The sequence below is a fragment of the Hyphomonas sp. L-53-1-40 genome (assembly GCF_000682775.1).
In the GTDB taxonomy this organism is placed as follows: domain Bacteria; phylum Pseudomonadota; class Alphaproteobacteria; order Caulobacterales; family Hyphomonadaceae; genus Hyphomonas.
The window spans coordinates 57694-84094 of sequence record NZ_AWFI01000015.1; the positions used below are offsets into that span (position 1 = coordinate 57694).

Below are 26401 nucleotides of genomic sequence, written 5' to 3' on the forward strand. Positions count from 1 at the left end.
GTTACACTGTTTCCGAGGGTTCGTTCCGCATCAATAGAAGGCCGGGTAACAGGACACAGAGCGCCGCTACGGCTGATCCGAGAAGCACGATGTAAGGCGTCTGCATGAGGAGCACCGCTGGCAATGTGCTGGCCATGGCGGCACTGCCGCTAAGAGAGAGGATGCGGTTTTGTGCCATCACGCCGGATACGTATTGGGCCAGGCCATAGAGCCCGATCACCATTGGGACTGACCACATGAAGGCGGCGGTACCTTGGCCCAACAGGGCCGCGATGAAGGCTCCCATGAAGTAAGCGCCAAGAAAATAACCTGCCGCCTGCCAAACGATGCGAGAAACCTGATTTCCCACTGAGGCGGCGCCCGGCTTGTGGGCAGAGAAGCCCGCCTGCATGATGAACATGCCGCCCATTCCGAGGACGACATAGCCGATCCAGAGGAAAGCGAACGCCACGGGCGCAAGACCCCACATGCCAGTCGCAATGGCGTAGTGACCGAGATAGGCCAGTGTAGTTAGGGCGCCCCACAAGATCAGGAAGCGGCCACCGAGGAGCGGCGCCTTCTGTCCGGCTTCTGCCAGATCGCGCACATAGGCAAGATCGTCGGTGAGGGATTGAGGGCTCATATTCGTCTCCACAAATAACTTTGAAATACAAAGTATATTGATGTTCGGAAATGTCAAGCAATCCACATGGATGCCAATACGGAGCTTTGAACTTGGTCAGTAGATTGACTCAGCCCTCGGCGAGGCGTGCCATTTCCGCGTCGGACAGTTCGGAATTGTCGTAGACATTCTGCACGTCATCCAATTCGTCGAGCACATCCAGCAGCTTCATCAACGTGTCGGCGGCGTCGCCGTCTACCGGGACATTGTTCTGCGGCTTCCAGATCAATTTCGTCGATTTGGCTTCGACTTCTTCGCCAAAATGTTCGGTCAGCGCGTCGGCCACGGTCTGGAGGTCTTCGCGAGCGGTATAGATCCAGTGGCTGTCGGCGTCGGATACCACGTCCTGTGCGCCCGCAAGGATCGCCGCTTCCATGACTTCGTCTTCGGTGCCCACGCTGAGAGGATATTCGATCTCTCCAACCTGATCGAAACTGAACGAGACAGAGCCCGTTTCGCCCAGATTGCCGCCATTCTTCGAAAAGGCTGTGCGCACATCGGTCGCCGTACGGTTCTTGTTGTCCGTTGACGCCTCGACGATTACGCCAACACCGCCGGGCCCGAAGCCTTCATAGCGGATGTCCACATAATCTTCGCCGCCGCCGCCCTGGCCCTTGTCGATGGCGCGCTGGATATTGTCCTTGGGGACGGACTGGCCCTTGGCGTTCTGAATCGCAAGTCGAAGGCGTGGATTTCCGTCCGGATCGGGCCCGCCCATCTTGGACGCGATCGTGATCTCTTTTGACAGGCGCGCGAAGAGTACGGCGCGCTTCTTGTCCTGTGCGCCTTTGCGGTGCTGGATATTTGCCCATTTACTATGGCCTGCCATGGAGCCCTCGTCGAATTTGGTCTGATCAGGAGAAGGGAGGCGTTTAGCGCAGGTTTGCGAAACGGCCAAGCTCCTACTGTGTAACGGGCCTTTATGGCCTTGGATGGCGTTTTCGCAGGTCGTGAAGCCCGGCTTTGCAAAATTTTCCGCGCCAAATTGACACTTACGTCAACGTCAACCTTGCGTCTTTTCTGTGCGGGCGTTAGGCACACCCCACACGAGTTTAATTCCAACTAATGTCTGGAGCGGTTGTATGAAGGTCCTGGTACCGGTCAAACGCGTCATCGACTATAACGTCAAAGTTCGGGTGAAGCCCGATCAGACGGGTGTCGATCTCGCAAACGTCAAAATGTCGATGAACCCATTTGACGAGATTTCTGTCGAAGAAGCAGTTCGCATGAAGGAAGCCGGCACGGCGACCGAAGTTGTGATCGTCTCCATCGGTCCGAAACAGGCTCAGGAAACCATTCGCACAGCGTTGGCCATGGGCGGCGACCGTGGCATCCTGATCAATACTGACGAAACCGTAGAACCGCTGGCAGTTGCGAAAATCCTTGCAAAAGTCGTTGCGGAAGAGAGCCCGGACCTGGTGCTCCTCGGCAAGCAGGCCATTGATGACGATTCCAACCAGACCGGCCAGATGCTGGCAGCGTTGCTGGACTGGCCACAAGGCACATTCGCTTACAAGATCGAGAAGGACGGCGACGCCCTGACCGTGACCCGCGAAGTCGATGGCGGCCTGCAGACCGTGAAACTGGCCACACCGGCAATTGTCACCGTCGATTTGCGCCTAAACGAGCCGCGCTACGCGTCTCTGCCAAACATCATGAAGGCGAAGAAGAAGCCAATCGATGAGAAGGCTCCCGGCGATTATGGCGTCGACATCTCGCCGCGCCTGTCAGTTGTGAAAGTGACTGAGCCGCCTGTGCGCGAGGCGGGCGAAAAGGTCGAGGACGTTGCGACGCTTGTTTCGAAACTCAAATCAGCAGGAGCGATCTAATGGCTGTTCTGGTTATTGCTGAACACGACAATGCGTCCCTGAACGACGCGACCCACAAAGTTGTCACCGCGGCTGCCAAGTTCGGCGGCGACGTTGATATCCTGGTAGCAGGCGAAGGCGCAGGCGACGTAGCGCAAGGTTGTCCACGCTGATGGCGCTTCGGTGGCAAAGCAAATGGCCGAAGCCATGGAAGCGCTGGTTGTGCCGATGATGGCTGGCTATGACGCGGTTTTCATTCCGGCCACCACGACTGGGAAGAACGTAGCGCCTCGTATCGCTGCGAAGCTTGACGTCATGCAACTGTCCGACATCACCGACGTAATCGATACTGACACGTTCGAGCGTCCGATCTATGCCGGCAACGCAATCCTGACGGTTAAGTCTTCCGATGCGAAGAAAGTCATCACGGTTCGTGGCACGGCTTTCGAAGCCGCTGGCGAAGATGGTTCGGCTTCGGTCGAAGCAGCTGATGCACCTGCAGGACCATTCAAATCCGAATTCGTGTCGGAGCAGATGGTCAAATCCGACCGTCCAGAACTGGCTGGCGCGAAACGCGTCGTGTCCGGTGGCCGCGCGCTGGGCTCGAAAGAAGAATTTGACCGCCTGATCGTGCCGCTGGCTGACAAGCTGGAAGCAGCTGTCGGCGCTTCGCGCGCCGCTGTCGATGCGGGCTACGCCCCGAACGATTATCAGGTGGGCCAGACCGGCAAAATCGTTGCGCCTGAACTGTATGTCGCTGTCGGCATCTCCGGGGCCATCCAGCACCTTGCTGGTATGAAGGACTCCAAGATCATTGTCGCGATCAACAAGGACGAAGAGGCTCCGATTTTCCAGGTCGCCGATTATGGCCTGGTTGCAGACCTCTTCAATGCCGTCCCGGAACTGACCGAGGCGCTGTAAGCTTTTCAGCTCTGACTGAATTCAACCCGCAACTCCTTAGGGAAGTTGCGGGTTGTTTTGTATAGAGCGAGCTAAGCCATGATCAGGAGATTGCATGCGAACAGCCATCGTAACAGGTGCAGCGTCGGGTATCGGCCGTGCAATTGCCGTGCATTTTGCCAATGAAGATTGGCGCGTCGCTGCGCTGGATATCGATCATGATGGTCTTGCCTCGCTCCCGAAAGTCGGGATTCAGCCGATTTGGTGTGACCTGTCATCCGAAGAGAGTATTTGCGCCGCGGTCGCAGAAGCAGGGTTCGAACAGCTTGACCTGCTCGTGAACAATGGCGGGCCAGCCGACCCGGTCGCCGGGCCCCTTGAAGAGATGAGCATCAATGACTGGAATAGCTGGATCGCACCGCATCTGAACGGTAGCTTCTTGATGGCGCGGGAATGCATGCCTTATTTGCGGGCTGCCAAGGGGAGTATCGTCAGTATGACATCGACCCGGGCCTATCAATCGGAGCCTGACACCTACGGGTATGCAGCAGCAAAGGGAGGCATTATTGGCCTGACCCATGCGCTGGCCATCGGTCTTGGGCCGGATGTCAGGGCCAACGCAATTGCGCCCGGCTGGATCAATTCAACTGGTGACGAGCTGTCTGGTGAGGCGCACGCGCAACATCCAGTCGGTCGAGTGGGGGAAGTTGAGGATATCGTACATGCGGTGGCCTACTTGTCAGGAGCTGGCTTTGTGACGGGTCAGGTGCTGACAGTGGACGGCGGCATGACGCGCAGGATGACTTACACCGCCTAGCGCGGGCTCGATCCTGGGTTAGCCGCTTCGGTGTTGTCGGATCCGCTGCAGAGGGGGCCATCTTGCAGGATTGCGGATATACCCGCGGCGACTGCATCCCAGACTTGTGTTTGACGCACTGCACAAACAGGATATGACATCTCTCTTTTACGACGATCTGGACGAGACTTATGGCAGACCTGAAGACAATTGGCGTGATTGGCGCGGGCCAGATGGGGAATGGTATCGCCCATGTCAGCGCGCTAGCCGGATACGACGTCGTTCTCAGCGATATTTCCAAAGAGTCTCTCGCCAAAGGTATGAAGGCGATCGAACATAATATGGCTCGTCAGGTTGGTCGGGGACAATACGGCCAAGGCGATATGAACACCGCACTCGGGCGTATCAAGCCAACAACTGTCTTGAAGGACCATGAGGTCGCAGACCTTGTTATCGAGGCCGCCACAGAGCGCCGAGAAATCAAGGAACAGATCTTCCGCTCGATCTGCGAAATCGTGCCTGCGAGTACATTTCTGGCGACGAATACGTCGTCCATCTCGATCACACGGCTCGCGTCCGTCACCGACCGTCCCGAACGGTTTATCGGGCTGCACTTCATGAATCCCGTTCCGCTGATGAAGCTGGTTGAAGTGATCCGTGGGCTCGCAACGGATCAGGAAACCTACGAGACCGCCATCGAGTTTGCAGGGCGCCTAGAGAAGACGACCACGAATGCCGAGGACTACCCGGCCTTTATCGTCAACCGGATCCTTGTGCCCATGATCAATGAGGCCGTTTACGCTCTTTACGAAGGTGTTGGCACGGTTGAAAGCATTGATACGGCCATGCGCCTTGGCGCAAATCATCCGATGGGGCCGTTGACGCTTGCCGACTTCATCGGGCTCGATACCTGTCTGTCGATTATGCAAGTTTTGCACGATGGTCTTGCCGACACCAAATACAGGCCCTGTCCGTTGCTCGTGAAATATGTTGAGGCAGGCTGGGTTGGGAAAAAAGTCGGCAAGGGATTCTACGACTATTCCGGACCTGAGCCGGTTCCAACGAGGTAGAATCATTCTCCTTCATTTCTTTTCACAGATAAGAGGGTGTCTTCCGAGGCATTTTGTTCCGCAGAGGTGGCGCCTGGTTGACTGCTATTCAACCAATAGTAATTTTTGATTCGTTAACCCGACACTGATTTACTTCAATATGAGGTGAAGGCAGATCGTATAGTGGGGACGAATTCATGATTTGTTATTTTGGCGGACGGATAAATGATGCGTATGAGCGCCCGACGTCCCGAACGCAGAAGAACATCCGCTTTCATGACGCAGGCGACGGGCGTGACCCGGCGGTTCGAAACTCACCTTCAGGCCGAGTACGCGGCTGTGGTTACAGAGCCTCTTCCCTACCGACTTCGGCAACTTCTCGGCTCCATGAGAGAAGTGGAGAACTCGCAAAAGCGATAGGATACGTGATGGCATGACCGATTTCGCCGAAAATCCTGGCCCAAGCTGGTCCTTTGTTGATGAGCTAGAGGCGTTGTTGCCCCAAATGCGCGCGTTCGCTCGTAGCCTTTGCCATGATGCAACGCTTGCCGACGATATTGTTCAGTCTGCATGCCTCAAAGCCTGGGCAGCGGCGGATTCTTTTGACCGAAGCGCAAAGATGAGACCGTGGATCTTGCGGATTGTTCGAAATGAGTATCTCCAGCACAGTCGTCGCGCTTGGCGCAATGTTGATGTTGAAAGCGGATTTCTCGAAGAAACGCTTGTTGATCACACATCAGCTGAAATGCTGAGCGAAGCCTCGCATGCTGTGCAGGCAATCTACGCTTTGCCGATCAAGCAGAGGGATGCAGTCATACTGGTTCTGGCAGCGGGTCTCACTTATGAGGAAGCGGGCGCGATCATGGACTGCTCACCTGGAACGATCAAAAGCCGGGTAAGCCGGGCGCGCGCCGTACTGATGGATGAGTTGAATGGGATTGTTCCGGCAATCTCCAATGACACGCCTGAGCTTTCTGCACGGTCCACATTACACCAGTTGGTAATGCACGCCGAAGGGCTTATGGCTGAGGCTGCGTGATCGACATCAGGCCATGAGCAGGAAAACGCTCACCGAATAAATGATCATCAATGCGGCCGTCTTGATGGCAGCGGACACAAGAAATGGTCGCAGATCGGACCAAGACGTATCTCGAGCGATGGCGGCGACAGAGGTTGCAATATCATGCTCGATCCCTTCGCGGGATTGACCCGCAAGCACCAGCATGACTTTCGAAGAGCGAGTGGACGGAGCAGATTGGGCTTCCGTCAGGACTTGCTGAAATACATGCCCGGCGACGACCTCACCGAGCGCGCGCTCGGGGTGCCAGCCATAGCGAGAAAGTTCTACTATCCCAAGCCGAACAAAGGGCCACGTTACCCAGATATCACGAACAAGAAACGCGGCGAGAATCCCTGTCACACCCCAGATAAAATAAGGCCGCCCAATAACACCGCCATGGAAAAGTCCCCAAAGCGTCGCGAGGATAAGCAGTTTGATAGCCGTCGCGATTGCGAACGACCGAAAGCTCTTTTTGAGAAAATCATCCGCATGGCGCTTGATCTGGCGACGCGTTTCCACGGCGGCTGTTTCGATCACCTTGTTCTTCTGGGCGGATACCCCGCGTTCGAGGTATCTTCGGCCAAAAGCCAGTCCAGCGCCAACCGCTGAGGCAACAAGCAGAAATGATCTCATCCTGCCAATATAGGAGCTTTGGCATGATTTGTCTGCAATTGGTGTCGCTACAGCAGACCGAGTAAAAGCCTCTGGGCATGACGTGTCGCCGTCTTCGGATCACGCACAAGCGTGTATCCAAGCAACATCGCGCCCGCGGACACAGAGACAGGATATTTCTGAACCAAGGATTTCAGAGTGTCGAACGGTAGGTCTGCCAACGCATTGGCTGTCGACTCCTCCAGATCATCAATCTCTTCTGATGATTTGCGATAAGGCAGAAGAAATATGTACAGCATCAGGGCAGAAATTGCCACAAGGATGGCGGCCACTGTAAAGCAGGCGGCCGTCAAACCGATGACAGATGCCAGCGCCAATATTCCGGCAACAGACAAAGCAAACATGCCGCCGAAACCGCATACGATTCCGGCGACAGCCGCGAACAGCCTAAGCTTTGTCGCGTCCATGAATTATTTGCCCCTCATCATTGCGAGGATAAGTCCGGCGCCAAACGCGATCCCGACAGCGGCGAGCGGATTCTTGCGAATTTCCGTTTCAACCTCGTCACGGGTTTCCTTGAACTGGCCAGAGGCTTTCTCGGCTATTTCCTTGCCTTTCTCGACTCCGGCTTGCGCCTTGACTTTCGCCAAGCCCCGGACGTCTTCCATCACGCTTTTCAAGTCGCCGCGAAGCATGGCGATGTCATCCTTGAGCGCAGCGTAATCGCCTTCGGTCTCAGCTTTTAGTGTAGTGGCTGTTTTGGTGTTCACGTTAAATCTCCTGATTTCGTGTGCGCCAATACAACGGCTGATCAAGAAATTCGTTCCATCGGATGCTAGCAGTTTTATGCGACGGAACCTTACATGTGAACATACGTTTTGATCGCATGGACGTATTCAGAAACAGACTTTCCCAATATGCCTCTTTAAACGATGACGCGTGGACCAAATTTGATCAAATCGATTTTCAGACCCGCGCGTTTCAGTCCGGCGATGATATCATTCGTGTGGGGGAAACTCCCGCAAAGATATTCATTGTAAAGGATGGTTGGGCAATTCGCCATCGTTCTCTTGATGACGGTCGTCGCCAGATCGTCAACTTCATGTTGCCAGGTGACGTGTTCGATATGCAAGTGATTGCGGGTGTAAAGGCGGACCACTCAGTAACCGCCGTGACGCGCACTGTCGTGGCGACGGTTGCAGCGGATCAATTCATGAATGTGTTGCGCAGCGATGCCGATGTCGCCGCAGCATTCTGGTGGGCAGCGGTGCAGGAAGAATCTATCCTGCGTGAACAGATTGTCCGCGTCGGTCGCAGGTCTGCCAAGGAGCGTATCGCACACCTATTGCTTGAGCTTCAAAGAAGATTGAGAGCGGCAACAGGGGGAGCAAAAGATCACCTCCCCATGCCTTTGACGCGGACGGATCTAGCAGATGCGCTCGGCCTGACACCGGTTCATGTATCAAGGACAATGTCAGCCTTACGCCGCTCAGGACTCATTGATGAGTCCAGAGGCCAGGTCACTATTCTCGACAGAAAGCGCATGGAGAGTCTGTCGCAGTTCGACACTGACTATCTCCATGTTCGCAAACTCGATTTCGCGGCGCCAGCAGACCTGGGCAGTGGTTCCCACTCGTCTTTGTCAAACGGCGCTATCTCGTCTCACACGCATCATCCCCGCGTTCCCCGTAAAGACAACTGATCCCAGGGGATCACACTCAAACAGAATTGGAATAACCCATGCCAGACACAACCCATCAAGAAGAGGTCTCTACAACCGAGGCACGCCAGGGCCGTCGCCGGACAGGCTTGTTGAGCGTTATGGGGATAGGTATCGTCATCGCTCTCGTCGGCATGTTGCTGGTGCTGGCATTGACCGGCATGTTTGCGCCTGCCAGCGTCTAACGGATCTTGAATCCAATAACTAAGGCCGCCCGTACATCATCGTGTACAGGCGGCCTTCTAATTCCGCGACATAAGAAGTCTAGGCGTCCACTCGCTTTTCGTTGGCGGGATGAAAGAATAGCGCCTGGCCGATCGCTGCCTTCACCGTATTCTCCTGGAACGGTTTTGGAATCAGGTAGGTCGGTTCTGGGCGCTCACCAGTCAGCAGGCGTTCGGGGAATGCCGTGATGAAGATGATCGGCACATCGTGATCTGCCAGAATGTCGTGTGCGGCATCAATACCGGACGATCCATCTGCAAGTTGGATGTCACAGAGAACCAGTCCTGGCGGATTTGCGCCGAAGAGAGAGAGCGCTTCGCGATGTGTGGTTGCGATTCCGGTGACCGTATGGCCGAGGTCTTCGACCAGGCTTTCGAGATCTGCTGCAATAATGGGCTCGTCCTCGATGATGAGAACTTTCGTTGCGAGCTCGCCTTCAATTTCTCTTTGCGCATCTTGTTCGAGAACACGCTGCTCTTTTTCGGAAATGCCGAGGATGTAGGCTGCGTCCGAAGCAGAAAATCCCTCAAGGGCTGTCAGCAGGAAAGCTTGCCGTTGGATGGGGGCGAGTGACTGAAGTCTTTTGTCTGCAGGGTCGCCCTTGCCGCCATCTTTTCCTTCAAGCTGGGCACCTGTCGTACCCCAGATGACATGGAAAAAACGGTAGAGCGAAAGACGAGGATCTTCCACATTATCAACAACTTCCGGATTTTCGACGAGCGCTTGAAGCGATGCGCGAATATACGCGTCTCCGCTGTCTTGACTGCCTGTTAGCGCCCGGGCGTACCGGCGCAAGAAGGGCAGATGGGGGGCAAACGATTGTACCAAACTCATTGGGAACCTCTCTTCTGGGACCGCATTAACAATTCATGAAAGCAGCTTCGGTTCCACCCTAGTGCAAAATACTGCATTAGTGTGGAACTTATATGGTGCCGGATTGTTTAACTATCAGACTCATATAGTTAGGTATCAGATCGTGAATCAGGATAGTTTGGACGGAATGGAAAAGAACGGACGCAAAAACTCCGTCAAATCCGACCTCGGCAGTAAGAGGCGGACGCAGCGCATTGGTGAACAATTGCGCCGCGTATATGACGAAGTAGCGCAAGAAGATGTGCCCGATGAGTTCCTGAGGCTTCTCGAAGAAGCCGATAGGGCTCGGCCATCTTCCACCTCAGATAAATCCTGAGGGGGCTTCCATGACAGACAATACGGAAAAACTCAGCGATGCTGAATTCAAACGCGAACTTGCTGCATTGATCCCACACTTGCGGGCTTTCGCGCGCAGCTTGTGCGGTGATGCGACGCTTGCAGATGACCTTGCTCAGGATGCAATGCTGAAAGCGTGGAATGCGCGGCAATCCTTTCAGGCCGGCACAAATATGAAGGCGTGGGCCTTCACAATTCTCCGAAATGTTTTCTATTCAGAAAAGCGCCGGTCTTGGCGCCGCACACCGCTTGATCCTGAGGTTGCCGAAGCAACGCTGGTGTCTAATAGTAATCCATCCGACACGCTCGATCTGCTCGCCATGCGCAATGCGCTCGGCAGGTTGCCAATCGACCAGCGTGAAGCCCTCATTCTCGTCGGTGCCGGCGGTTTGCCCTATGAGGAAGCTGCAGAGATTTGTGGCGTCGCCGTCGGAACGATCAAAAGCCGGGTGTCTCGGGCCAGGAAAGCTGTGGTCGAGATTCTGGAATCAAACGGGGCAGGATTTAGCGACGACTCCGAAATGAGGGCGGAAGACGCCTTCAATGATATCATGCGCCAGGCAGATGACATTGCCGGTGTCGGGTAACCGGAGTGGGCTAGACCGGGGGGATAGCAAAGGCATGAACGCAGCACCTTTGCGCAATAAGCTCGTTCTGACCTTGGCAGCTGCACTAACTCCGGTCCTCCTACTGTCTGCGTTCAAAGCCTATATTGACGCTCGGGACATTCGGGAAAGTCAGGCTCAGAATCTGGTCGTCGTTGCGGGCGCAGCGATTGACGGTGTGAACCAATCCCTGCAGCAGGCAGAACTGTTGCTCTCACTCTATGAGACGCGACTGACAGCAGGCGAGTGCAGTGGCGTATACAATGAACTGTCTGAATACCTGCCGTCGCTCACCAACGTTGTTGCGTTCGACAAGGACAGTGAAGTTGTCTGCGCCGCTGTAGGCACTCCCACACTCAGCCGTGACAATCAGGTTTTGCATGACAGGTTGCGGGCCGGAGGAGACTCCTTTGCTCGGAGTGACGCATTTTTTGGGTCCGCGAGCGACGAGTGGCTCTTTGCGCTCAATAAACGCGTCGAGGACGAGGCTGGAAATTTCGTTGGCATCCACACGTTTGCGTTGAGTGCAATTGAGCTCGCCAATCTTGTGCAGGCCGGCTATCTGCCAGACTACGTTTCCCTTTCCATCGCGGATGAGACTGGCAGGGTGTTCGGTGATCCCATTGTAGGGCCAGTTTCGTCCGAATGGATTGAGCAGGTGAAGGAAACTCGCGCCGCCCAATTGTTCCGGGCGGAGCAAGCCGGCGGGGGCTCCACCGATGTCGTGCTGCGACCTGTCGGCGATTCCAACATATTTGCAGTGATTGCGCGCCCTTCCTACGGTTTGTGGAATGACTTCTTTCTGCGGCCTGCGACTTCGTTTGGGCTCCCATTACTTGCGTTCGCAGTAACACTGCTAGCAGCCTGGATGGCGATTGATGGATTGGTGCTGAGATGGATCTCCCGCTTGACCCGCACAGTTCGCATCTATGGTGCGGGCCGGTATCAATTCAAAGCGGGTAATTCTTTTGTTGATGCCCCCTCGGAGATCCGCAATTTGGCGACCGCAATGGAGGTCATGGCGAAAGATATCGACCATCGCGACCAGGATCTCAAAGAGGCTATCTCCACGCGCGATGCGGCCGTGAAAGAGATTCACCATCGCGTGAAGAACAATCTCCAGATTGTTACAAGCTTCCTGAACTTGCAGGGCCGGCAGTTAAAAGACCCACAGGCCCGGGACGCAATTGCGGCGACGCGCCACCGTATTGATGCTTTGGCGATTGTGCACCAGACTCTCTACCAGAATGAGCGCTTGGAAACCGTCGATATGCGACCCTTCCTCACCGGGCTTCTCAATCATCTCTCAGATGCATTGGGCATGTCTGAGGCGGGCATAAACCTTGTCCAATCTTATGCCGAGATACAACGGGATGCCGACGATGCCATTCCGATGGCGCTGTTCATCGTTGAGGCAGTCACTAATGCTATGAAATATGCGTTTGAGGAAGACGGCGGCGAAGTTGCGGTGCACCTGTCGTTGGCAGGCGAGAAGGTTATTCTCGAGATCAGGGACACCGGACTCGGTTATGATACGGCTGATGAGGATTCCGGATTGGGTTCCAAACTCATGGTTGCTTTTGCAAGACAATTGTCAGCTGAATTCACGACTGAAGCGCGACCTGGGCTTGGCTGCTCGCACAAGCTCGTCATGGATATTTAAGTAGAAGACCCACATACGGTCCGCCTTATGAATCAGTACGCACAAGGACGCGGAACTCGCATCGCTTGGGCGCGTAGATTATCCATGGTCAACGCAGTACACCTCCAGATAGACATTCAACGCCAATCCCGCTGTTTGGGCTCCCACCTTGATATATTCCGTCGCTTGAATGGTCCGCGTCGCGTGGGCGCGATGTTTTCTGTGCTGATTATCGGACTTGGGCAGATCTGGACCTGTTTGCGCAAACACACAGAGCTGATGCGCACGAGCAAGCGAACACGAGTTTTGCTGATCTCCTGTTCCGGCGAAGCGGTTCATTCCACACACTAAATAGTTTTTGCTGCCCTGCGAATACGGCTCACTTCCAAACATACGAGCAAAAAAAGACACGCTCGATTCGAGCGTGTCTTTTCAGGTGGGATTTGCGGCCCGTTTAGTCGTTGATGTCTTCCTCAACGTCTCGTGCGGTATCCTGGATAACTTCGCCACCAGCTTCAACATCCTTGCCAACGCCGTCGACGGTGTTGCAGGCGGCCAGCAGGGTGGCGAGGGCACCCAAGGCACCGAGTGTTGCGATCTTCACGGTATTCTTCATGATAATTCCTTTCCGCTTTAAGCAGTAAACAAACGTTACCCGTCTCCCTTAGTTCCAATGGTCGACTAAAAAATATTCGGGAACTGGGATGCCCCCTACCGGGTTGTATTGTCATCGTATCGACCACGTTGCGTCGATTTGTTTGAGAAAAGGAGTTATAGTCATGCTCGGTTGGGCAATCGCATTTTTCGTATTGGCGTTAATCGCCGCAGTTCTCGGCTTTGGTGGTATCGCTGGTGCTTCGGCAGGTATCGCCAAAATCCTGTTTTTCGTTTTCCTTGTTCTGTTGGTCTTGTCCTTCGTGGCGCGGGCCGTCCGTGGACGAAATGTGACCTAGTGAGGTTTGCATCTTTTTTGAAAAGGGCGTTGCGACTGCAGCGCCCTTTTTTGTGCTTGCTTTCTATAAAGACCGCAATGGAACTATTTTCCTGCAGCGGCGTAGGTAAATTGAGGCGTCACCGGGAGGAGGTATAGGCTGTGAAAGAATACATGGCTTCCCCGGATGCTCCAGACAACAAGCGGGATGTGGTGCGCAATTGGGCCATCACCGGAATATTCTGGATCCTCGCGCTTGGGACACTGAGTCTTGCCCAAGGTGTATTTGTTCCAATTATCTCCGCATTTGTTCTTGCGTTGACTTTCAGTCCTGTGAGGCGCGCACTTGGCCGGATCGGAATTCCTGCGGGTGCCGCAGCCGGCATAATCATGGTCAGTCTTCTCGTTGTGCTCGGAGTCCTGTTCTACTTCATATCTGAAGCTCTACAGCAGTATATGAGTGACGCGCCGACTTTCGCTGCTGAAGTTCGCCGCGAATTAAGTGGTCTTTTTGGTACAATTGAGCCGGTATTGAAGGCTGGCGATCAGATTGATGCGCTTACAAGTCAGGGTAAACAGCAAACAGTCGCGATACGAGAGCCAGGTTTCGTCAGTGTAATGACCCAAGCCACGCCGGCTGTGGTCAGCCAATTGATCGTGACGTTGACGTTGAGCTTCTTCCTTATCGCATCGGGTGACATGTTCTATGAGAAGCTTGTGCAGGTGATGCCCAAGCTCAAGGACAAGCGACGAGCGTTGGCAGCTGCGCGCACTATAGAAAACCAGCTTTCAACTTATCTCTTCACCATTACAGCGATCAATGCAGTGCTCGGCATGGTCATCGGTTCGGTTATGTGGGCGATCGGGATGCCCAATCCGCTGCTGTTCGGGTTGGGCGCATTCTTGCTCAATTATATTCCGTACATTGGTTCCATCGGAGGAATCACGGTTTCGCTCGTGACTGGGTTGGTGACCTTTGACAACACTCTCCAGGCGCTACTGCCCGCGCTGCTTTATTGGCTGATAAACACCATAGAAGGACAGTTTTTAACGCCCGTGCTGGTGGGGCGCCGCCTCAAGCTGAACGCGGTCGTCGTATTCATTTCATTTGCGTTGTGGGCCTGGGTTTGGTCATTTATGGGAATGTTGTTGTCGACGCCGATCCTGCTAATGGCAAAAGTCGTGTCCGACAATGTGAATGGATTGGAGAGCTTCGGAAAATTCCTGGGTGATCGGGACGACCTGTCCGGTTCGGATTCACGATTGATGAAGTTCGTGTTCCGCCAAAAAGATACTCCACTTTCGGAAGAAGGGTGAGTCCCCTTCAGCCGTCGGGCATCACCATGGCCAAGTGCGACAAGACAATACGTGCCGGCCTTCGGGCCGAGAACTCGATACCCTCAATCAAGGATATAACCGCACCTGATTCAGATACTTCTCGGAGTGGAATTTGGAAAGTCGATGTTCCCTTCTCTCCGACGTCCCGTTCAAGTTCGGACAAGCTGCCTATCTCATGCCGGCCGGACTCGGAAAGTACAGCTAGAACAATGTTACCTGCATCCTGCTGAGAAACGTCCAAAGTCAAGGTGAAACAGAAACCAGCGTTGACCTCCCGAGTTAGGTCCAGTCTCTCGTGTGAGAAAAGGACAGGCGCAAAGGAGTCACCCTTCCAAACGATCTCGATGGCATTTTCTTGTTGTCCCAAGTCAGCTGACTTGAGCACTATCGCTCCCGCAGCAGAGATGGCTTCGCCGCCATGCCAAGGTTTCCCAATTTCACTATTCTCAAGGTGCACCGTCCAACTTCCTGCGGTTCGGCCTAACTCAAAAATTGTGCCATGGTCGGGCTGAGTGACGACACCGTCTTCATGCAGTATCCGCAGGTTCCCACAGTCCTTCATGGATAGTCCGAACCCGAACGGAAACAGAGGATCATAGGGCTGCGAACCCATATTGAGCGCGTATTGATCCGCATATTGAGGCCAGGAAAAAGATAGTTTGCCGGAGAAGTCGAGACCATTCGTTGCGAACAGCACATCAGCGAGTGCGCCTGCCTGAGTGCCGGGAAGAAATGCTGCGATGAAGGCGTCGGACGCATTCAATGATGGATTGACCCAAAGCGGTCGCCCAGAGAGGAAGATGCAGATGGTGGGGATGCCTGCCTTTCGCAGCCGTTTGAGCGTGTCGGCACCTTTCTTGTCACGGGGCTGAAAATCGAGCGTCGACAGGTCTCCGCGAAACTCGGCATAGGGGGCCTCTCCAAATACGTGAATGGCAATGTCCGGCGAGTCCTTGATGCGCCCGCCGGGTGAATAGGTAACTTTACTGCCATGCTCTTTGCCAACGCGTCTGATGCCCGCCAGAAGGGTTTCGGCATGCGGATAGTCGGCCGGGTTGAGATTTCCGCCTTGCCATGACAGTGACCAACCCCCGCACATCATGCCGAGATCATCCGCAGCGCGCCCCGTAACCAGAATTTTTTGGTTCGATTGCAGAGGCAAAACCTGATTTGCATTTTTTAGCAAAACAGCAGATTTCCGGACGGCAGCAGCTGCAAGGTCCGTATGTGCCGTGCACCCGACAATACTTCCTCGCACAACCAGAATCCGCTCGCTGGGAGCGGGTTGGCTGCACAGGCCTGCACGCATTTTTAGTCTAAGTACGCGGCGGACCGCATCGTCCAGACGTTCTTGGGTGATTCGTCCGGACTCGAGATGGCGCAACAGGGAGGCATGCAGGCCTTTCCAGCTATCGGGAGCCATATACATGTCCAGCCCCGCCATCAGCGCGTCGGGGCAATCGGTTGGGGTAGCGCCCTCAATTTGCCCGTGCCCGTTCCAATCTCCCACGACGACTCCATCGAAGCCCCAATGGGCTTTTAGAAGGTCTGCGAGAAAGGCTTCGTGTCCGTGCATTTTCCGACCGCCCCAACTTGAAAACGAGGCCATCACAGTCTGCACTCCAGCTTCGAGAGTGGCGTAGTACCCGGCTGCGTGGATCTCCCGCAATTCGGCTTCTGAGGCGATCGTTTCGCCTTGATCTCGTCCCGCCTGAGTGCCGCCATCACCAATAAAATGTTTCGCGCAAGCGAGTATCTTGGCGTCACCGAGGAAGTTCTCGTTGCCCGAAATACCTTGTAGGCCGCGGACCAGGGCGGCGCTCAGCTCGGCGACCAATTCGGGGGACTCCGAATAGGACTCATAGGCCCGGCCCCACCGGCTGTCGCGTGCGACGGCGACGGTCGGAGAGAATGCCCAATCCATACCTGATGCACGTACTTCACGTGCGGTGGCGGCGCCTATGCGTTCCACCAGTTCTGCATCCCGCGCGGCACCCAGTCCGACATTATGCGGGAAGATTGTTGCCCCAATCAGATTGTTGTGGCCGTGAACCGCGTCGGTGCCCCACAATAAGGGAATACGAGGGCCATCTGCACGCATGGATGCCGCCCAAAATTCATCGGCGAGTTCCAGCCAGTCCGCGAGACTGGCACGCTGATTTCCATTCGGGGCAGAGTTGCCGCCATTCAGTACTGAGCCGAGATGATAGGCCGCCACATCCCCAGGCGTCACAGATGCAATGTCGGCCTGAATGATTTGCCCAACCTTCTGCGCAGGTGTCAGCCACTCTAGAATTCGCTCAATCAAAGCCTCTGTTTTCTCGCACCGGAGGTGCGGCTTTTGCGCCTTCGGCCAATCGGATAGGACCAGCGTAGGATTACGTGGGGCCGTCATAAATTCAGTCCGACGCCGGACCGGTGTGCTGGCTCCTCGTCGGGAGAGTAGTCTTCGGGATAGTCTTTCATCTGGTCATACCAGTTGCGTTTCAGGAACATGCTGGTGATGGTCACAACTGAAAGCGCTGCAACCATTTTGGGCCAGTCCTGAATGACCAGGAAAATGGGGACGCAGATCAAAGTCGTCTGCCAGACAATACCAACGGCCACGTTAATCAGATCGCGCTTCAAGTTCGTATTGGGGATGACAGTTCGACCGTTGGCGGCGAGTGAATTGGCGACGGGTCTCCAAAGGCCCCATGGACGAGTTCTCAGGTAGAACCGTTCCAACGTTTCCATTTCGGTTGGCTTGGTCACCAGAGAGCCGATCACGACGGCGACAAGGCATGCGGCGAAGAAGAATGGGAAAGCCTGTAATGGGTTGATGTCCACGTGTGGCAAACCCAAGCCAAGCGCGCATAGGATACCCGTCAGCATACCCCAGAAGTAACCATAACCATTCATACGCCACCAATACCATTTCACCACATTGGCGGCCGTGTATCCGCCATAGAGACCCGCCGTGATCCAGTTGATGACATTGTCGATACTGGTCAGGAACACTCCAATGAGCGTGCCGACGATTACGAAGATCGTGGAGACGAGATAACTGATTCTGAGATAGGTCTTCTCGGATGCATTCGGCCTGATGTATTTCCGGTAGATGTCATTTACGACATATGCTGGGGCGGCGTTAAGGGGGGCGGCGAAGCTGGACATGAACGCGGCCAGTAAGCCGGCGAGGGTAAGGCCGAGCAGCCCCACTGGAATGAATTCGCGTAGTGCAAATGGCAGCACGGCCTCAAAGTCCGCATCTGTGCCCATCTCGCGCAAATAGGGGCTGAAATAGACCAGCGCGAGAATCGTCAGGCCGGTGATCAGCAAATAGCGGGGGACATTCAGGACAATGCTGACCAGCGCACTCATTTTGGCCGCTTCGATTGGAGTGCGTGCTGAAAGGATGCGCTGCATGTCATAGTTTGGGGCCGGTCCGGCAAGTGATGTGAAGATGCCTTTCAGCAAGACAAGCATGAAGAATATTGCGAACAGCGAGTAGCCCTCACTCGCTATTTTGGCATCGGCAGAGGGAAGCAGACTGGACCAATCAAGGCCAAGCTCCCATCCAAAAAAGGGGTTGCTCCATCCTTCGGGGACCGCCGCAGCCAGCGTCTCCGGTGCAACATGCATCATGGCGATCACGGCAATACCGACACTGGCAATCGTAATGACGAGGAATTGCATGACTTCCGTAAAGACTACGGAGTACATGCCGCCCTTGATGACATAGAGCGATGTAAGGAAGATCAGGATGACGCCGAAAATCTTCTCATTGAGCGAGACCATTGCGGCTTCCCTCTGGGCCAGAAGGTCACCGGCGAGATTGGGCGCCTTCAGGGCAGCAGGTAGGAAAACATCGAGATTAAGAAAGCCCGCGAGGTCCAGCGGGATGAACTGGACTGCGAGCTTGCCGATGCCGAGGAAGCCGTAGGCCATGTAGGCGAGCACCAAGATCAACGCGAACAACACGACGATCAAATGGCTTAACCGTGCGGCTGGGCCATCGCCAAATCGGAAGGTAATCCACTCTGCCCCGGTCATCGCGCCTGACCGGCGCAACCAGATGGATAGGAAGACCATCAGGAATACTTGGTTGAAGACAGGCCAGAGCCATGGGATCCAGACGCTTTTCAGACCATAGACAAACAGGATGGATACGAGCCACATCGTACCAGCTACATCGAACATACCAGAGGCGTTCGACAGGCCCAGCGCATACCAGGGCAACCGATTGCCACCCAGAAAGTAGCTCCGCATACCCTTGTTGGCCCGGGTGGAAATCCAGAAGCCGATGAACAGCGTCAAGCCGATGTATGCCGCGATCACGGCCATATCAATCGGATGTAGACTCACGGTCCCCGACTCCTAGTTAGTGCGCGCGGTTCGCCCCGGGCGGGCGGCGGTGCACCGAATTCCTCCTTGCAGCCAAATGAGCCGCCGTCGCCAACGTTCTGTGCGTGCCTGACCATGAGAACATTCAATACAACCGGTTTCATTGCAAGCGGTCATGGTGTTTGATGATTGGATGGTTCCGCAGTTCGGGCGAGGTGCACCGATGGGGAGTCCAAGAAAGCCGAAATGGCTTGCCGGAGAACTTAATGGCTCAGATCAGGGACGTCGCGAAGCTGGCTGCTGTCTCCCCGGCGACAGTGTCGCGGGCATTTTCAGATCCGAGCAAACTGTCCACGACGACGCTCGAACGCGTCCTGGCCGCAGCTGAAGAACTGAAATATAAGCCGAGTTCATTGGCTCAATTGTTTCGGGAGAAGCGTACCAATACGGTGCTTGTCATGGTGCCGGACATTGCAAACGTTCTGTTCGCTAGGGTTGTCTCGGGCATTGAGCGTGTCGCGGTAGAGAACAAGTTCAATTTGATCGTGTCTGACACTGGAGACGATGCGGCCATCGAATCCGTTGGTGTGGAGATGGTGGAAACCTATCGTGCCGACGGCGTGATCCAGCTGGGCGAGCGGCCGCTCGACCAGTTGCACCATGAGGGAGAACACTGCGCGATTCCCTTTGTACAGGCGATCAGTGCCGATCCGCGCGGCCGGTATCCGACGGTTGGTATCGATGACCGCAGCGCAGCGGCAATGATGGCGGAGCACCTTCTTGCGTGTGGGCATCGCCGGATCGGGGTGTTGGCAGGCCTGAAAGACCGGCTGGTAACGCAAGAGCGGCTGGCGGGAATTCGCGATGCGTTGGCTGCACGGGAACTACCGTTCGATGAGACCATGGTGGCGTACGGGCCCTACTCGATGGCGGGTGGGGAGAATTCGGCCATGCGCCTATTGTCACGCGAGCGAAATGTATCGGCGCTATTCTGTATGAGTGATGAGATTGCGATTGGCGCAATCCGCGCGGCCCATGATCTTGGTTTCAACCTGCCGAACGACCTGTCGATCTCCGGCTTCGACAACATCGAATTCGGAAAATACTGTACGCCGCCCCTGACCACTGTAATGCAGCCCGCAGAAAGAATAGGAGAAGTGGCCATGATCCATATGTGTGACATTCTCAGAGGCCACGCTGTGACGGGGATACATGAAATGCTATCAACCGAATTGGTGGTAAGGGCGAGTGTTCGAGAAGTTGGCTAGCCGAGTGGTTTGAAATGTCATGCGCGCTCGGTCCCAGTTGAGAACAAGGTCAGTCCACATGCCCATTTTTAGGAGCGGAAGACGATTGGCCTATCGTGCCTGTCGTCAGCGAAAGGCTCACGCCGAGAATGAGGAGATGGAGGGGCGTGTTGGCGCCGATCAAAACAGGTTCGGTAGTGTGAGAGACAGCGCGGGCACGAATGTGATGATCATGAGCGCGAGCAGGAGCGCGCCGTAGAACGGCCAGATCGTCTTCACTGCCTGTTCCACCGGAACTTTTCCGACTGCCGATCCGACAAATAGCACCGAGCCCACTGGCGGCGTCACCAGCCCGATCCCCAAATTCAGCATCATGACAATGCCGAAGTGAACCGGATCGACACCCACTTCCATGACGACCGGCAGCAAGATCGGAGTTGTGATGATGATGAGAGGCGACATGTCCATGAATGTGCCGAGCACAAGCAGGATGACATTCACGATCAGCAGAACAAGTATCGGATTGCTGGTGGTGGACGTAATCATGTCGGCCAGCTGTGCTGGTGCTTCGAGGATGGCAAGCGCGTAGCCGAATGCAGTCGCTGCACCGATGATAAGCAGCACCATCGCCGTGATCTTTACCGATTGCATGGCGGCTTCCGAAAAGCGCCTCCAGCCCAGCGTTCGGTAGACCAGTGCTCCGATAGCGATCGTATAGATGACCGCAATGGCAGAAGATTCCGTGGCAGTGAAGATACCGGACAGAATGCCGCCCATGATGATGATTGCGGTCATCAGGCCGGGGATGGCGAACAGGAGTGCGCGCGTAAAGCTGCGCCAGCCAGGAAAGGCACCGCTGGCATACCCACGCAGGACAGCGACGCGCCAGGCGACGAACATAAGCAAGGCTGCGGTCATCACGCCGGGCACGATACCAGCCAGGAACAGATCTCCAATCGACACGCCGATCCCGCTGGCGGCGGAATAGATGATCATGTTGTGTGAGGGTGGAATGAGTAGGCCGACAATGGCAGCGGTCACGGTCACATTGACGGTATAGTCGCCGTCATATCCACGCTCACGCATAAGGGGCATCAGCGTGGATCCCATGGCTGAAGCGCTGGCAATAGCCGAGCCCGAGACGGCACCAAACATGGTGGACGCCCCAACATTGACGAGGCCGAGTCCACCCCGTGTGCGCCCGAAAGCGCCTTCGGCAACTTCGACCAATCGCTTTGCGATGCCTGACCTGTACATAAGGTCCCCAGCGAAGATGAAGAAGGGAACCGCCATCAGCGTAAAGACACTGACGCCGGCCGCCATGCGCTGGAAAACCACGACCATCGGGATGTCGAGGGCCAAGAACGTCGCCATGGCCGAACCGAGTAGAGAATATGCGACTGGCACGCCAAGCGCGAGCAGGACAACCAAAACACTGACCAGAATGATCAACTCCATCTTGGGTCCTCCTCGTCTGTGACTTTTTCGCCGGAAAGTTCTTCGAAGATCCGTTCGAGCGAGAACACTGCCATCAACGCGCCTGCAATGGGTAGGCCGAGATAGGCCAATCCCCGAGGCAGTCCGAGCGAGGGAATGACATGACTCCAAGTCTTGGCAACCAATTGGCCGCCCCATACCAGCATGGCCAGCCCACACGCGCCGACGATGATGTTTGAAATGATCCGCATCCAGAGTCGCACCTTCGGACCAACCGCATTCTCAAGCGCCACGATTCGGATGTGAAAGCCTTCTCGGACGCCTGCGGCAGCCGCGAGCGACACATACCAGATCATCAGGGCGAGCGAGGCTTGTTCAGACCAGGAGGGGCTAGAGTTCAAGACATATCGGCCGAACACTTGCCACCCGATGATCAGCGTCATCAGGACCAGTCCGATTGCTGCAATTCGGACTAGCCAGTCTGCGGTGAAATGCGTGATGTTGGTCAGGAGGCGTATCATGCGCCAGGCCTTAGCGCTTCGATGTCTGCAACAATCTCTCTCTGGGTGTCGGTTTTGACGAAACGATCCCAGACCGGACGCATCTTCTGCTGGAAGGCACCAAGGTCTGCCACGTCATTCACCGACACACCCGCAGCCAGGATCTTTTCACGGGACGCGGCGACACGCTCGTCCCAGAGTTTGCGCATGAAGGGTACCGAATCGCGAGCCGCTTGTTGGACCAGTGTCTTGTCGCTATCCGAAAGTTTTCGCCAGCGGCTGGCCGACATGACGAGGACCTCTGGCGCGATGATGTGCCGGGTTAGACTGTAGAAGGGCGCAGCTTCAAAATGGCGCCCACTTTCGAAGGATGGCCAATTGTTCTCTGCGCCATCAATTACGCCCTGGACCAATGCCTGATAGACTTCACCGAGCGACATAGGCGTTGCGTCGGCGCCGAGTGCCTTGATCATGGCGACGTAGAGGTCGGAATTCGGCACGCGTATTTTCATGCCAGCCATATCGTCTGGTGACAGTATTGGCTTGCGCGTATTGTAGAAGCTGCGTTCGCCAGAATCGTAGAAGCACAGGCCGATGAGATCGTGCGGCGCGAGCGAGTCGAGAATTCGGTCGCCTGCAGGTCCGTCGAGTGCCGTCCGCATATGGGAAGTTGAGGAAAACAGGAACGGTAGCGCAGGGATGGTCGTCAGGGGTTCGATCGAGTTAAGCGGTGCGAGGTTTACCCGGTTCAGGTCAAGACCCCCGAACGAGGTGATTTCTAGCGTGTCGCGCTCCGAGCCGAGCTGTCCGCCCGCGTACATCTTGATACGAAGCCTGCCCCCGCTGCGCTCGTCCAACAGGCGCCCCATCTCCTTGACGGCCTGAACGGTCGGATATTCTTCCGGATGAGAGTCTGCACTCAGCAAGTCCCGGCCCGAACTCTGATTGCACGCAGCCAAACTTGTGGCGGCTGCCATGCTCATCAGGGCTTGCCGACGTGAGATAACTGGTATGCCACGCATCATGGGCGCACCGCACGTACAGTCGTGTAAAGGAACTGATCCCGCCTCATATCTCTCCTCCCCGGTACGGCCATTTCAAAGGCCTCTTTTAGAGAGGCGGCTCGTGCGATCACTGCCCATGGTAACCGGTGTCATTTATTCTGCAAGGTGCCTGGCCAACTTTAATGTGGCCAACGTTCAGCCAGCACTTCCACTTGCCCGTCTTTCGACTGTACTTCCATGGCCGGGTTTTTTGGCATGCCGTCGGCGAACAATTCATAGATGATGCTGCCATCGGTTTGCGTACTCTCGATGATTCGGACCGGCTCAGCCGCGCCTGCTGCCGTGGCGGCGGCTTGAACGTCTGCAGGTACGGCGGTCCAGGGCAGGTCCCGCTGAATTTCAACAACTTCTGCAACGCCGTCGGCGTACAGGATATCAAGTTCGATTTCGGATCCGTCGGCGCGTTCACCTTCGACATCGAAATAGACGCGCTGGCCGCGTTCCTTCCGAAGCACTTCCAGTACCTTCATGTCGGGCATGGCCTCGGAGACGGCAGATTGCACCGGTCCGGGCAGGTCTGCGGGCGCCACTTCGGTAACAATGTCGCCTTGGCTTTGAGGTTCCGGCACTTGAGTTGGTGAGCAGGCCGACAGAATGCCGGCAGCGACGATGATGTGAGTGGCAGATTTCATGGATCAGGTCCCCCATTGAGTGAAAGGTACTTTGGCGAAGAGTTCCCTCTCGCCTTTGCGCGGGTCATTCTCGAGCCGGGTCGTGGTGCCGAATACCAGTGTCTCCCGGTTTGGCAGCGTATGTCGAGACCAGTCCGGCAACCCGGGATGATTGGGCTGGCCTTTCCTGGCCATGGAGATGAAGGCGCGAGACAGTTCGTCTGCGACGCGTGCATACTCGCCTGTTGAGGGAACCTTTGTGCCGCCATACGTGCCTGATTGGTCCAAATTGTCGAAGGCAAAGGCGATGTCCATCGTGTGCGGTGCGCCCCATTTTCCGCCCTCTTCTGGCGAGCCGAGGTTGAACTGGTAAACCCAAGTCGGGCCGTTCTCAGTCGCGCGCATATCTGCCTCTTCCACCTGTCCGCGCCACGACCGCCCGGCCGTAGTGGCTGCAAAAAATACATCACTCGGCGAATAGGATGGGTAGAGGGCACGATACTCCATTACGACATCGTCTGGGTCGATGTCGCACCGCATATGATCTGCTAGAAGTATTCGAACGTCCGACCAATCGAGGTGGAATGTGTCAGGATGCTTTGCGCCAATCAGGTTTCGAGTCTCGTCCTTCGTGTTCCCGAGGATCATGGGGATCGATGAGGACTGTCCCGGAGCGCCAGGCCAAAAGGGATGGCGGTTGAGAAAACGTCCATCCAGGACAGGACCAAAATACAGACCATGCGCAGGATTGACCGGATCACGCGTTGCGAGTGCGTCAATGAGGGTCTCCATCGGAGCTGCCTGTAACGCAGCTGTGTCTTCCGGTGCGATGCCGAGCGTGTCGAGATAGGCTTGTGCGCGAAGCTGGCCATTCAAGGGACCACAGGCGGTGACCTGTTGACCGCTCATTGTGGCTGCGGAATGAAACAGGCCATTGGCGGACGGCGCGGCCATCAGAGTGGCAATCTTTGCCCCCCCACCGGACTGACCAAAGACGAAAACTCGCGACGGATTGCCTCCGAAGGCGACTGCATTGTCGCGTACCCATTCCAGTGCAAGCACAAGATCCCACATGCCGACATTGCCCGAGTGGGGAAAATCCTTGTTGAGTCGATTGAGTGACAAATACCCGAACGCATTCAGCCGATGGTTCACGGTGATCACGACTACGTCACCCTTGATCGCCAGGTTCGTCCCATCATAGAGTGGTGAAGATCCGGAACCGCTGGCATACGCTCCGCCATGGAAATAGACCATGATCGGACGATTGCCACCATCAGCCAGTCCTGGCGTCCAAATGTTCAGGAATAGGCAATCTTCGCTGACATTCTCCAATTTCCCTGATTGCGGAGCAGTCGCCCCATACTCGGTCGCATCCCGCGTATCCGCCCAAGGGGCAGGGGGGCGTGGCTTGGCAAAACGCGTTGGCGCCGTATCCGCACCATAGCGAACGCCCTTGAAGATATTGACCGCTTTGTGACGATAACCGCGAACCTTTCCGTGTGTGGTGGCGGCGACAGGATGTTCGGACCGCTTGTCGGCGAGCCCCATGAGCGGAGAACTGAGTGCAAGAGCGGCGGTGCCGCGAGTAAAGGCCCGTCGGTTCATCGTCATGTTTCAAGCCCTCTCAACTTCTATACTCTAGCGGCGTACGTCGAGATCCGTTTGCGTCAGAAGGTCTTCCACCTCTCCAACATTCGTCCTGTTATAATCTCCGCTTACGGAATGTTTGATCGCAGCTGCGGCCGTTGCGAAGTTTACAGTTTTCTGCGGCGTGTCACGTGAGATCAGGCCGTGCAGGATTCCGGCTGCATACGCATCGCCCCCGCCGATTCGATCCACTATGCCGGGCAAGTCCATCTCCGGCGAATGCCAGATGCCATCGCGTATTGCGAGGCGGCCAGTGAGGCGATGGTGACTTGCGCTAACCTGTTCGCGTAATGTCGATGCAACATATTCCAATCGGGGGAACCGCTCGAAAACAGCCTTCTCCGCATCTTCCCGCCAAGGATACTTTTTGCCAAAAACGAGCTGCACATCCAGTTCGTTTATGAAGGCGAGGGTGGCGTGTTCTAGTAATTCAGCAAGAATCTCCGGACCATTGCCGGACCAGGTCTTCCAGAGCTGTTCGCGATAATTTCCGTCGAAAGAGACGCTTACACCCTGTGCGACAGCAGTGCGCACCGCAGCCAACGCCGCCTCAGACGCGTTGGCGCCCGTGGCTGGCGTGATCCCGGAAATGTGTAACCAGTGCGCATCTCCAAGCAATGTCGGCCAATCATAGGTCGCGGCGGGAGTCTCAACGAAGCTGCTTCCAGCCCGGTCATACGTTATACGAGATGGTCTTTGGACTGCCCCGGTTTCGAGAAAATACAGTCCGACACGACCTTCGCGCCTCAGGATCGAATTGGTCTGAACGTTGTGCGACCTCAAATCCTTCACCACCGCGTCGGCAAGCGCGTTTTGAGGTAGGGAACTGACCATGCGGGACGTATGCCCGAATTGGGCTAATGAGATGGCGACATTCGCCTCGGCGCCACCGACATGCACGTTCAATGATGGCAATTGCATCAGACGCTGATTGTCGGGCGCACTCATGCGTAGCAAGAGTTCTCCGAAGCAGACGATTGTGGCCGCCATGTCTGGTCAACCTTTCTCCC

General features: G+C 55.6%; 27 protein-coding genes and 1 pseudogene. 13 read left to right on the top strand and 15 right to left on the bottom strand.

Translation table 11 applies throughout. The features are described from left to right. Position 1 precedes the first annotated feature (1 nt). Entirely contained in the window at positions 2–622 is a 621-nt protein-coding gene (locus tag L53_RS09410; protein WP_034814572.1) for a hypothetical protein, read from the bottom strand. A 109-nt stretch (positions 623–731) separates the two neighbouring features. Beyond that, positions 732–1490 (bottom strand): YebC/PmpR family DNA-binding transcriptional regulator, encoded by a 759-nt coding sequence (locus L53_RS09415; RefSeq protein WP_034814575.1) that lies wholly within the window; start codon positions 1488–1490, stop codon positions 732–734. 253 nt (positions 1491–1743) lie between these two features. On the opposite strand from L53_RS09415, the gene L53_RS09420 reads away from it, so the two are divergent. The 5 genes and pseudogenes from L53_RS09420 (at position 1744) to L53_RS09440 (ending at position 6253) form a co-directional block, all read left to right on the top strand. Next, positions 1744–2490, top strand: a complete 747-nt coding sequence (locus L53_RS09420) for an electron transfer flavoprotein subunit beta/FixA family protein (protein WP_034814577.1) — start codon at positions 1744–1746, stop codon at positions 2488–2490. Further along, positions 2490–3390: pseudogene (locus tag L53_RS09425) on the top strand (electron transfer flavoprotein subunit alpha/FixB family protein). The gene L53_RS09420 and the pseudogene L53_RS09425 overlap by 1 nt, the downstream one beginning before the upstream one ends. A gap of 94 nt (positions 3391–3484) precedes the next feature. Then, complete coding sequence (locus L53_RS09430; protein WP_034814580.1) at positions 3485–4186, top strand: SDR family oxidoreductase; 702 nt, start codon at positions 3485–3487, stop codon at positions 4184–4186. A gap of 170 nt (positions 4187–4356) precedes the next feature. Continuing rightward, positions 4357–5235: a 3-hydroxybutyryl-CoA dehydrogenase gene (locus tag L53_RS09435; RefSeq protein ID WP_034814582.1), complete on the top strand. Its 879-nt coding sequence runs from the start codon at positions 4357–4359 to the stop codon at positions 5233–5235. Positions 5236–5647: 412 nt separating this feature from the next. Beyond that, entirely contained in the window at positions 5648–6253 is a 606-nt protein-coding gene (locus L53_RS09440) for a sigma-70 family RNA polymerase sigma factor (protein WP_051607772.1), read from the top strand. 6 nt (positions 6254–6259) lie between these two features. Here the strand turns inward: L53_RS09440 and L53_RS09445 are convergent, their stop codons facing one another. From L53_RS09445 to L53_RS09455, 3 genes are read right to left on the bottom strand one after another with little or no spacing between them, the layout of a single operon-like run. Beyond that, positions 6260–6907: a hypothetical protein gene (locus L53_RS09445; protein ID WP_034814593.1), complete on the bottom strand. Its 648-nt coding sequence runs from the start codon at positions 6905–6907 to the stop codon at positions 6260–6262. 47 nt (positions 6908–6954) lie between these two features. Beyond that, the gene (locus L53_RS09450; RefSeq protein WP_034814594.1) at positions 6955–7353 is read right to left on the bottom strand and encodes a hypothetical protein; all 399 of its coding nucleotides are present in this window, start codon (positions 7351–7353) and stop codon (positions 6955–6957) included. 3 nt (positions 7354–7356) lie between these two features. Beyond that, positions 7357–7656 (bottom strand): YqjD family protein, encoded by a 300-nt coding sequence (locus tag L53_RS09455; RefSeq protein ID WP_034814596.1) that lies wholly within the window; start codon positions 7654–7656, stop codon positions 7357–7359. Positions 7657–7751: 95 nt separating this feature from the next. Here L53_RS09455 and L53_RS09460 point away from each other — a divergent pair, with 95 nt between their 5' ends. Continuing rightward, entirely contained in the window at positions 7752–8588 is an 837-nt protein-coding gene (locus L53_RS09460) for a Crp/Fnr family transcriptional regulator (RefSeq protein WP_233347719.1), read from the top strand. A gap of 38 nt (positions 8589–8626) precedes the next feature. After that, entirely contained in the window at positions 8627–8791 is a 165-nt protein-coding gene (locus L53_RS17010; RefSeq protein ID WP_156947879.1) for a hypothetical protein, read from the top strand. 79 nt (positions 8792–8870) lie between these two features. Here the strand turns inward: L53_RS17010 and L53_RS09465 are convergent, their stop codons facing one another. Then, positions 8871–9665 carry a response regulator gene (locus tag L53_RS09465; protein WP_034814598.1) on the bottom strand — a complete coding sequence of 265 codons (795 nt, stop codon included), beginning with the start codon at positions 9663–9665 and terminating at the stop codon, positions 8871–8873. 166 nt (positions 9666–9831) lie between these two features. Here L53_RS09465 and L53_RS09470 point away from each other — a divergent pair, with 166 nt between their 5' ends. The 3 genes from L53_RS09470 to L53_RS09480 are packed head-to-tail and all read left to right on the top strand — an operon-like array spanning position 9832 to position 12308. Next, entirely contained in the window at positions 9832–10020 is a 189-nt protein-coding gene (locus tag L53_RS09470) for a NepR family anti-sigma factor (protein WP_034814600.1), read from the top strand. A 10-nt stretch (positions 10021–10030) separates the two neighbouring features. Next, complete coding sequence (locus L53_RS09475) at positions 10031–10627, top strand: sigma-70 family RNA polymerase sigma factor (RefSeq protein WP_034814604.1); 597 nt, start codon at positions 10031–10033, stop codon at positions 10625–10627. A gap of 34 nt (positions 10628–10661) precedes the next feature. Further along, entirely contained in the window at positions 10662–12308 is a 1647-nt protein-coding gene (locus tag L53_RS09480; protein WP_034814605.1) for a sensor histidine kinase, read from the top strand. A gap of 433 nt (positions 12309–12741) precedes the next feature. Here L53_RS09480 and L53_RS16795 read toward each other — a convergent pair whose 3' ends face one another. After that, complete coding sequence (locus L53_RS16795) at positions 12742–12903, bottom strand: entericidin A/B family lipoprotein (protein ID WP_084333302.1); 162 nt, start codon at positions 12901–12903, stop codon at positions 12742–12744. A 163-nt stretch (positions 12904–13066) separates the two neighbouring features. Between L53_RS16795 and L53_RS16800 the strand changes: the two genes are divergently transcribed. Both L53_RS16800 and L53_RS09495 read left to right on the top strand, forming a co-directional pair. Continuing rightward, positions 13067–13240 carry a DUF1328 domain-containing protein gene (locus L53_RS16800; RefSeq protein ID WP_034814608.1) on the top strand — a complete coding sequence of 58 codons (174 nt, stop codon included), beginning with the start codon at positions 13067–13069 and terminating at the stop codon, positions 13238–13240. Positions 13241–13380: 140 nt separating this feature from the next. After that, entirely contained in the window at positions 13381–14535 is a 1155-nt protein-coding gene (locus L53_RS09495) for an AI-2E family transporter (protein ID WP_156947880.1), read from the top strand. A gap of 7 nt (positions 14536–14542) precedes the next feature. On the opposite strand, the gene L53_RS09500 is transcribed toward L53_RS09495, so the two are convergent. Together L53_RS09500 and L53_RS09505 are read right to left on the bottom strand one after the other, a co-directional pair. Beyond that, positions 14543–16951 (bottom strand): glycoside hydrolase family 3 protein, encoded by a 2409-nt coding sequence (locus L53_RS09500; protein ID WP_051607775.1) that lies wholly within the window; start codon positions 16949–16951, stop codon positions 14543–14545. Beyond that, on the bottom strand, positions 16948–18903 hold the full coding sequence (locus L53_RS09505) for a sodium:solute symporter family protein (protein WP_034814609.1): 1956 nt from the start codon (positions 18901–18903) through the stop codon (positions 16948–16950). The genes L53_RS09500 and L53_RS09505 overlap by 4 nt, the downstream gene beginning before the upstream one ends. 245 nt (positions 18904–19148) lie before the next feature. Here L53_RS09505 and L53_RS09510 point away from each other — a divergent pair, with 245 nt between their 5' ends. Beyond that, positions 19149–20150 carry a LacI family DNA-binding transcriptional regulator gene (locus L53_RS09510; RefSeq protein WP_034814611.1) on the top strand — a complete coding sequence of 334 codons (1002 nt, stop codon included), beginning with the start codon at positions 19149–19151 and terminating at the stop codon, positions 20148–20150. Between the two features lie 159 nt (positions 20151–20309). Here L53_RS09510 and L53_RS09515 read toward each other — a convergent pair whose 3' ends face one another. The 6 genes from L53_RS09515 to L53_RS09540 form a co-directional block, all read right to left on the bottom strand. Then, complete coding sequence (locus L53_RS09515) at positions 20310–21587, bottom strand: TRAP transporter large permease (protein WP_034814612.1); 1278 nt, start codon at positions 21585–21587, stop codon at positions 20310–20312. Next, on the bottom strand, positions 21578–22087 hold the full coding sequence (locus tag L53_RS09520) for a TRAP transporter small permease (RefSeq protein ID WP_034814613.1): 510 nt from the start codon (positions 22085–22087) through the stop codon (positions 21578–21580). Before L53_RS09520 ends, L53_RS09515 begins: the two co-directional genes overlap by 10 nt. Continuing rightward, positions 22084–23088 carry a TRAP transporter substrate-binding protein gene (locus L53_RS09525; protein ID WP_156947895.1) on the bottom strand — a complete coding sequence of 335 codons (1005 nt, stop codon included), beginning with the start codon at positions 23086–23088 and terminating at the stop codon, positions 22084–22086. Before L53_RS09525 ends, L53_RS09520 begins: the two co-directional genes overlap by 4 nt. Positions 23089–23249: 161 nt before the next feature. After that, the gene (locus L53_RS09530; protein WP_198019782.1) at positions 23250–23762 is read right to left on the bottom strand and encodes a hypothetical protein; all 513 of its coding nucleotides are present in this window, start codon (positions 23760–23762) and stop codon (positions 23250–23252) included. Between the two features lie 3 nt (positions 23763–23765). Next, positions 23766–25355 (bottom strand): carboxylesterase/lipase family protein, encoded by a 1590-nt coding sequence (locus L53_RS09535; protein ID WP_034814617.1) that lies wholly within the window; start codon positions 25353–25355, stop codon positions 23766–23768. A 27-nt stretch (positions 25356–25382) separates the two neighbouring features. Next, positions 25383–26381, bottom strand: coding sequence for a sugar kinase (locus tag L53_RS09540; protein WP_034814619.1), 999 nt, complete (start codon positions 26379–26381; stop codon positions 25383–25385). Between the last annotated feature and the right edge of the window lie 20 nt (positions 26382–26401).